A 5,685-nucleotide genomic window follows, 5' to 3' on the forward strand; every position below is an offset into this window, starting at 1 on the left:
TGGCCCTGACCTGTGGGGCGTGCCGCCTGTTCTTCCGTTCTCCGGCCACGGGGCTCCTCCCTTCTCTCAGTCGGCCGCGCCCGCCCGGTGCCCCGGCCCGCGGGCCGGGGCACCGGGCGGATCCGCGTGAGTCGCCGGGCAGGGCCGTGCGGCGCCGGCCCTGCCCGGCACCCGGTCGGCCGTCCGTCCGTCAGGACAGGGTGAGGAATCCTTCGCGGACCAGCGTGCGCACGAGCAGGAGGCAGCCCGGCTGGTCCAGGCCGCCGGGGATCGAGCCGGCGGTGAACCCCTGCCCGTCGCTCTCCGTCACGAACCTGACCTCATCGGCCACGTGGGCCGGCAACTGGATGGTCTTGCTGTGGAACTCGAGCTCGATGACCTCCTCGCCGAGTGCCACGCTCCACCGCAGACCCGGACGACGCCGTACCCGGGTGTCGAGGTCCAGCCGCGGCAGGCTCTCCAGGTCGCCCAGGTGACCGCGGAGCGTCACCGGCGCGAGCGAGGTCGTCTGCTTCACGGCCCTGGCCGTCATCTCCTGGGGCGAGAGCCGGGCGGCGAGCGCATCGATCAGTTCGGCGAAGACGTCCTCGGCCTGCTCCTGGAGGTGCTTGTCGTTGGCGAATCCGAGGGGCATGCTCCTGCGGAACCGCTCGTCCCCCTCGAAGACCTCCCGGACCGCGTCGCTGATCAGCGCGGGTATCAGGACCGGGTGGACACCGAAGGTGAGGTGCATCGACGCGGCGTCGTTGGACGTCGCGGCGTGGATGGTGCCACGGGGCAGGTAGAGGAGGCTGCCCGGCTGGAGGTCGAACTCCTCCTCGACCTCCGGCACCTCGCCGGAGTGGTCGTACCTCTGACCCTCCAACGGCAGCGCGTATGGCGCCCCGTACAGCCGCCAGCGCTTGCTGCCGTACGCCTGCATCACGATCACGTCGTGGCTGTCGTAGTGCGGGTCGAATCCGCGGGCCTGCCCGCCGGGGGTGAGGTACACGTTCACCTGGAACCTGGCGTTGACCTCGGCGCTCAGCATCGAGGTGAAACGCGCCAGCGGCTCCCAGCGGCGTTCGAGGGCGTTCAGAATGACGGTCGAGCCGGACCGGTACCGCTCGTACAGCGCCTCCAGCCGGCTGGCGGTCATGTTGCGGCCGGGGGCACCCAGTTCGGACACCGGGGTTTCCTTGCCCTCGCGGATGACCCGGACGTTCCCGAAGTCCGGGCCGGACTGGCCCAGCACCCGGTCCACGTCGTCGAGCGTCAGGAGATCCGCGAAGCGCTCGGGGTCGTTCCTCGGAATGTGCAGCGGCCTGCGCTCCCAGTACTCGTCGCGGAACGTCGGAAGGGACACCGGGTGGAGAAGGCGGGAGAGGTCGGAGGAAGGCCGTCCATCGGGCTCGGCCCCCACCCGGTCCGTCAGAGAAGTCATCGAGATCTCGTGTCTCCTAACAGAGGTCGGCCGGCCCTGCTGGCGCGGTGACCGGCAGCCATGTCGTCCTTGGCGTTCTTGCCGTCCTTCGGGGAGGGGGCACGCCGGGAGCGCGGCCCCTCCCCGGCCCGTGAGACTTCTCGGACGGGCTCTGCTCAGGCGAGGTCAGTCGGTGTCGTCGATGAAAAAGTCCTTATGACCGGAGTCGTTGTTGTTGTTGTCGTCCGCGGGCCCCCAGCTGATGTCATCGGGCGTGATGGCCGTTTCCACGTCCGGAGCACGCACGACGACGATGTCGGCTGGGTCGAGACTGTGTGTCAAAGGAACTCCCTTCTGAGAACTGGTGGAATCTCCAGCGTGGGATCCGCGGTGATTGTCCGTCTACAGGAGGGCGTGAAGGCCCAGATAAGTGGCGGACAACCCGAGGCGGCCGCGGACAGCAGAGGGGGAAGAGCGGGATCCGAGGTTGTCCACGCCGATCCCGGCCGGACTCCGGACAATCCTGCGAGCAGGCCGGTTGTCGTCCGCCCGGCTGTGCGCGGCGGAGCATCAGCGCGGTACGGGCGGGTCCGGATGCGGAGCCTCTACAGCGAACCCTGTCGGCACACGGCGCTCGTCCGGGGGAGTCGTCCTCGCCCCGCGCCGGTGATCACTATCGTGCTGGTCCTGCCCGCCGCCTGCGGTGGACGTCTCCCGGCCGGAGATGCCCACCGCGGCGGCGCCGGGCGTCGAACCCGGTCGCCAGAGCGGTTGTGACGATACGTCAGTCCGTCGCCTGGAGTGCCGACACCGGGTAGCGCAGCGACTCGGGGACGGCCGCGTCGACGGCCGCCACGGCCGGGGCGGCGTCGGGGAACAGGTCGGACACGAGGGGGATGAAGCAGGAGTTGCGGCCGAACACCACCCGGCTCTCGCCGTCCACCTCCACGCCCACCACCTCGTCGTACCGGACATGGCAGACCGTGCCGTCGGGCTGGTGCATCCACAGTCCCGACTCATCGACCACCAGGCGTATCCGGCGGGCGTCGGAGGAGAACAGCCGGGCGAGCAGCGGCGGCCGGAACGTCCGCCCGGTGGCTGGTAGTTGACGGTCGGTGCCGCAGGAGTACTTCGGGAGCGGGGTGCCGTCCGGCTGCCGCAAGTCCGGCTCGGTCCAGCACGGGACCACCAGCAGTGCCGTGCGCAGGGCTCCCGCGAGCGCCTCCCGGGCCTGGTCCGGGGTCACCTGGGTCAGGCTGTCGAGCCGGGTGGCGGCGTCCCGGTACTCGTCGCCGAAGAGCAACTCGACTGCCGCCTCGCGGAGTTCGAAGGGTGTCGACCGCGGGTCCTGGAAGGCCTCGCGGGCGGCGGCCAGCTCCGTCCAGGAACTCGACCACCTGCTCGGGCCGTCCGGAACAGGTGAACTCGGTCGCGGTCAGCCCCACCGAGGCGTTGTGCTCGTGGTGCAGGCGGGGCAGCGTGCCCATCGCCAGATGCTCCACCAGATGGGTCACCCCCAGCGTGCGGAACGACTCGTCCCGGGCCCGCGCCCGAATGCCAGGGCGGCCTTCAGCGGGCCGGGCGCTTCCGCCCACAGAACAACGCGCCGATCGCCTCGAAACGCCGAAGTCAGGAATCCCGAGTCCGTCTCGGGGTGGTGTGCGTGCCGGGTGCGGTCACGGCAGCGTCCGGCCGCACCCGGCCTGTCAGTGCTGTTGGGCGGCGATGACCACGAAGCTCACCACCGCGATGACGATTCCGGCGAGGACCCCGACGACGGTGGGGGAGATGCGGTCGCGCAGGCTCCGTGCGGGCCGGATCCGCGTGTCCTGGTGGGTGCTGAGCTCCCACCAGTTGAGGACCCGCTGGACGTCCACGTCGAAGTCGGGCCTCGGGTAGGTGGAGCTGTCCTGGAGGCCGGGCAGCGAGCGCCGCCGGCCGCCCGCGAGGAATATCCGGGCCGCGCGCGAGTTCCCGTATTGGCGGTTCTTGGTCTCGCGGATGTCGACCCACCTGATGTCCTGCCAGGCGTGGGTGCGGCCGCGCCCGAGGCCCCAGCAGATGGTGACCCCGTCGGCCCCCACCCGGCTCCAACTCCGTTGGACCATCAGCGCCAAGGGGGCGACGATCACGATGGTTGCGCCCACCATCCAGCAGGTGGCCACGACGCCGAGGCGGTAGGCGCCGAACGCCACCTGAATGACCAGTAGGGCACCGAGTAGCGCGAGACGCGTGTACTTCGCGTGTCCGTACAGGTCCTTCCCGCGAAAGATCAATTCGTTCACGGCTCGCACACTACGTCCCGACGCCCCCCACGTGAAGTGGCTTTCGGGGACGGCTGCGCGAAACGGGCGTCCCGGCGGTCGACGGCTGGGGCCGGAGGCGTCAACAGGACTGGTGGACGGGGGTGGTGAGGGCGAGTGCTGGCGTCGGGCCATGATCGTGCGGGGGGATGACGGAGCGGCACGGCAGGTTCTTCGCCGGCACCGGCAGAGCGTGTTGCTGGGTGCCGGCTATCTGATCGCGGCGGGGATCGAGCTCATCGGTGTGGCCCTCTCCGGGAAGCCGTATCTGGTGGTCAGCGTGATCGTCGCGGTCATGCTGCCGATCCTGTGCGGCGGCTATCTGACGGTGCGTAACAGCGGTGCGGCCGCTCGGATGGCCGAGGCGTCGGGTCGGCCCGTGGCGCCGGGTACCGCGTGGGGCGCGATGACCTTCGTGCTCGTGGTGCTGGCGCTGTGCGGCTCTGCGACGGTGGTCCGCCAGGTGCGCGACAACGTGGCGATGGACACCCGGACGACGGCCACCGTCACCAGTTGCAACGAACTGAGCAGGAACCCGCACTGCGGGGGCCACTGGACGGTCGACGGCCGCACCTACTCGGGGAACCGGCTGGCAGGAATGGTGGCGCTCGGCACGGTGGTCGAGGTCCGGTACGCGCCCGGGGACCCGACCCGGGCGGTGCCCGCCGACGAGTCGGTCACCCCGGTGTCCATCGCGGGCGGCATCGTGATCGTCTGCTGCCTGATCGGCCTGGTGCCGACGGGGCTGCGCGAATGGCGGGCCGGACGCGCGATGCTGACCGAGGCCCGTCAGCAGGCCCTGTGAAGCGACCGCACCACGACCTGCCGGCGGGCGAGCCGCCGGCGGGGCCGGGCCGTCGAAGCGGCCCTCACCTGCGGGGATGAGGCGCGCACGCTCACGGCAGAACGCCGGTGTTCGGCGAGGCGCCGGCCCTCGTCGGACAAGCGGCGCACCGCCCAGGGCGAAGCGGCACCTGTACGCGGGACGCGGGAGCGCGGCAGGAGGCGCGGGGGCGTAGCGGACGCGCCCGAGCGGAAGTAGTCAGCACGAAGCCCCGGCACCGTCTTGGCGAGGTTCCGGGGCTTCGTCGTGCTCAGCGCGTGGCGGCGGGCTCCGGGAGCCGTCGCGACGTGTTCATCTCCTCGACGGTGGCGACCAGCGGGGCCAGCTCGGGGTTCTTGGCGGCCTCGTCCAGCGCCTCCCGGAGGGCGGACTCGTTGGTCGGCCTGGCCGCTTCCAGGAGCTCCAGGCCGGGCCCGGTCACGTCGGTGTAGATGCCGCGGCGGTCGGTCGCGCAGAGGTAGCGCGAGAGCAGGCCGCGGTCTTCCAGCCGGGTGACGAGGCGGGTGGTGGCGCTCTGGCTGAGCACCACCGCGTCGGCGACCTGCTTCATCTGCAGGTGCCCGCCCTCGCCGTCGTGCTGGCGGCTGAGCACGTCGAGCAGCGAGTACTCGCGCACGCTCAGGTCGTGCTGGGCCTGGAGGGTGCGCTCGATGTGCGCCTCGATCCGGCCGGCCAGGAGGTGGAGGGCGGCCCAGCCGTTGGCGAGGGCGGTCAGCGCGGGGTCCGTGGCGGTCATCGGCGTGGCTCCTTCCGGGTGCGACGCCCTCAAGGATAAGCCCTTGCATAAAATATCGGCCAGCGCACATATCCCGCCCATGCAAGCATTGCTCTCCGCGGCGCCGGGATGCCCGACCAGCCCGGGTGGGGCCGGGGTCGGCGCGATCTCGGCCCCGTCCGCGCCGCATGTTCGCCGCTATCGCCCACCGCCAGCGACAGGTGAATGCCCGCACTTGCACTTAGCCCGCGCGTGCAACTATTGTTTGAGCACGTAAGGCGCAACAGCAATCGTATGGAAGGCAGCGCACCATGCCTCTCGCGCTCCTAGTAGTACTTCGTTAGGTTGGGGCGGGCTGTCGGGTGCGGTTTGTGGATCTTCTTGTGGGAAGCGGGCGTTGGCAGGTGTGGCAGACACCGGT

At 70.7% G+C, this 5,685-nt stretch carries 6 protein-coding genes; 1 reads left to right on the forward strand and 5 read right to left on the reverse strand.

Translation table 11 applies throughout. From position 1 onward, the window contains the following. Nucleotides 1-190 precede the first annotated feature (190 nt). The 4 genes from ACFWPI_RS39100 to ACFWPI_RS39115 form a co-directional block, all read right to left on the reverse strand. Nucleotides 191-1,423: a cupin domain-containing protein gene (locus ACFWPI_RS39100; protein WP_380380909.1), complete on the reverse strand. Its 1,233-nt coding sequence runs from the start codon at nt 1,421-1,423 to the stop codon at nt 191-193. A gap of 165 nt (nt 1,424-1,588) precedes the next feature. Beyond that, entirely contained in the window at nt 1,589-1,744 is a 156-nt protein-coding gene (locus ACFWPI_RS39105) for a hypothetical protein (RefSeq protein ID WP_380380911.1), read from the reverse strand. A gap of 442 nt (nt 1,745-2,186) precedes the next feature. Continuing rightward, on the reverse strand, nt 2,187-2,705 hold the full coding sequence (locus ACFWPI_RS39110) for a hypothetical protein (RefSeq protein ID WP_380380913.1): 519 nt from the start codon (nt 2,703-2,705) through the stop codon (nt 2,187-2,189). Between the two features lie 403 nt (nt 2,706-3,108). After that, nucleotides 3,109-3,687 (reverse strand): hypothetical protein, encoded by a 579-nt coding sequence (locus ACFWPI_RS39115; RefSeq protein ID WP_380380915.1) that lies wholly within the window; start codon nt 3,685-3,687, stop codon nt 3,109-3,111. Between the two features lie 211 nt (nt 3,688-3,898). On the opposite strand from ACFWPI_RS39115, the gene ACFWPI_RS39120 reads away from it, so the two are divergent. Continuing rightward, complete coding sequence (locus tag ACFWPI_RS39120; protein ID WP_380380917.1) at nt 3,899-4,510, forward strand: hypothetical protein; 612 nt, start codon at nt 3,899-3,901, stop codon at nt 4,508-4,510. Nucleotides 4,511-4,799: 289 nt separating this feature from the next. Here the strand turns inward: ACFWPI_RS39120 and ACFWPI_RS39125 are convergent, their stop codons facing one another. Continuing rightward, complete coding sequence (locus ACFWPI_RS39125; RefSeq protein WP_380380918.1) at nt 4,800-5,285, reverse strand: MarR family winged helix-turn-helix transcriptional regulator; 486 nt, start codon at nt 5,283-5,285, stop codon at nt 4,800-4,802. Nucleotides 5,286-5,685: the final 400 nt, after the last annotated feature.

The sequence above is a fragment of the Kitasatospora sp. NPDC058492 genome, from assembly GCF_042720685.1.
Classification (GTDB): domain Bacteria; phylum Actinomycetota; class Actinomycetes; order Streptomycetales; family Streptomycetaceae; genus Kitasatospora.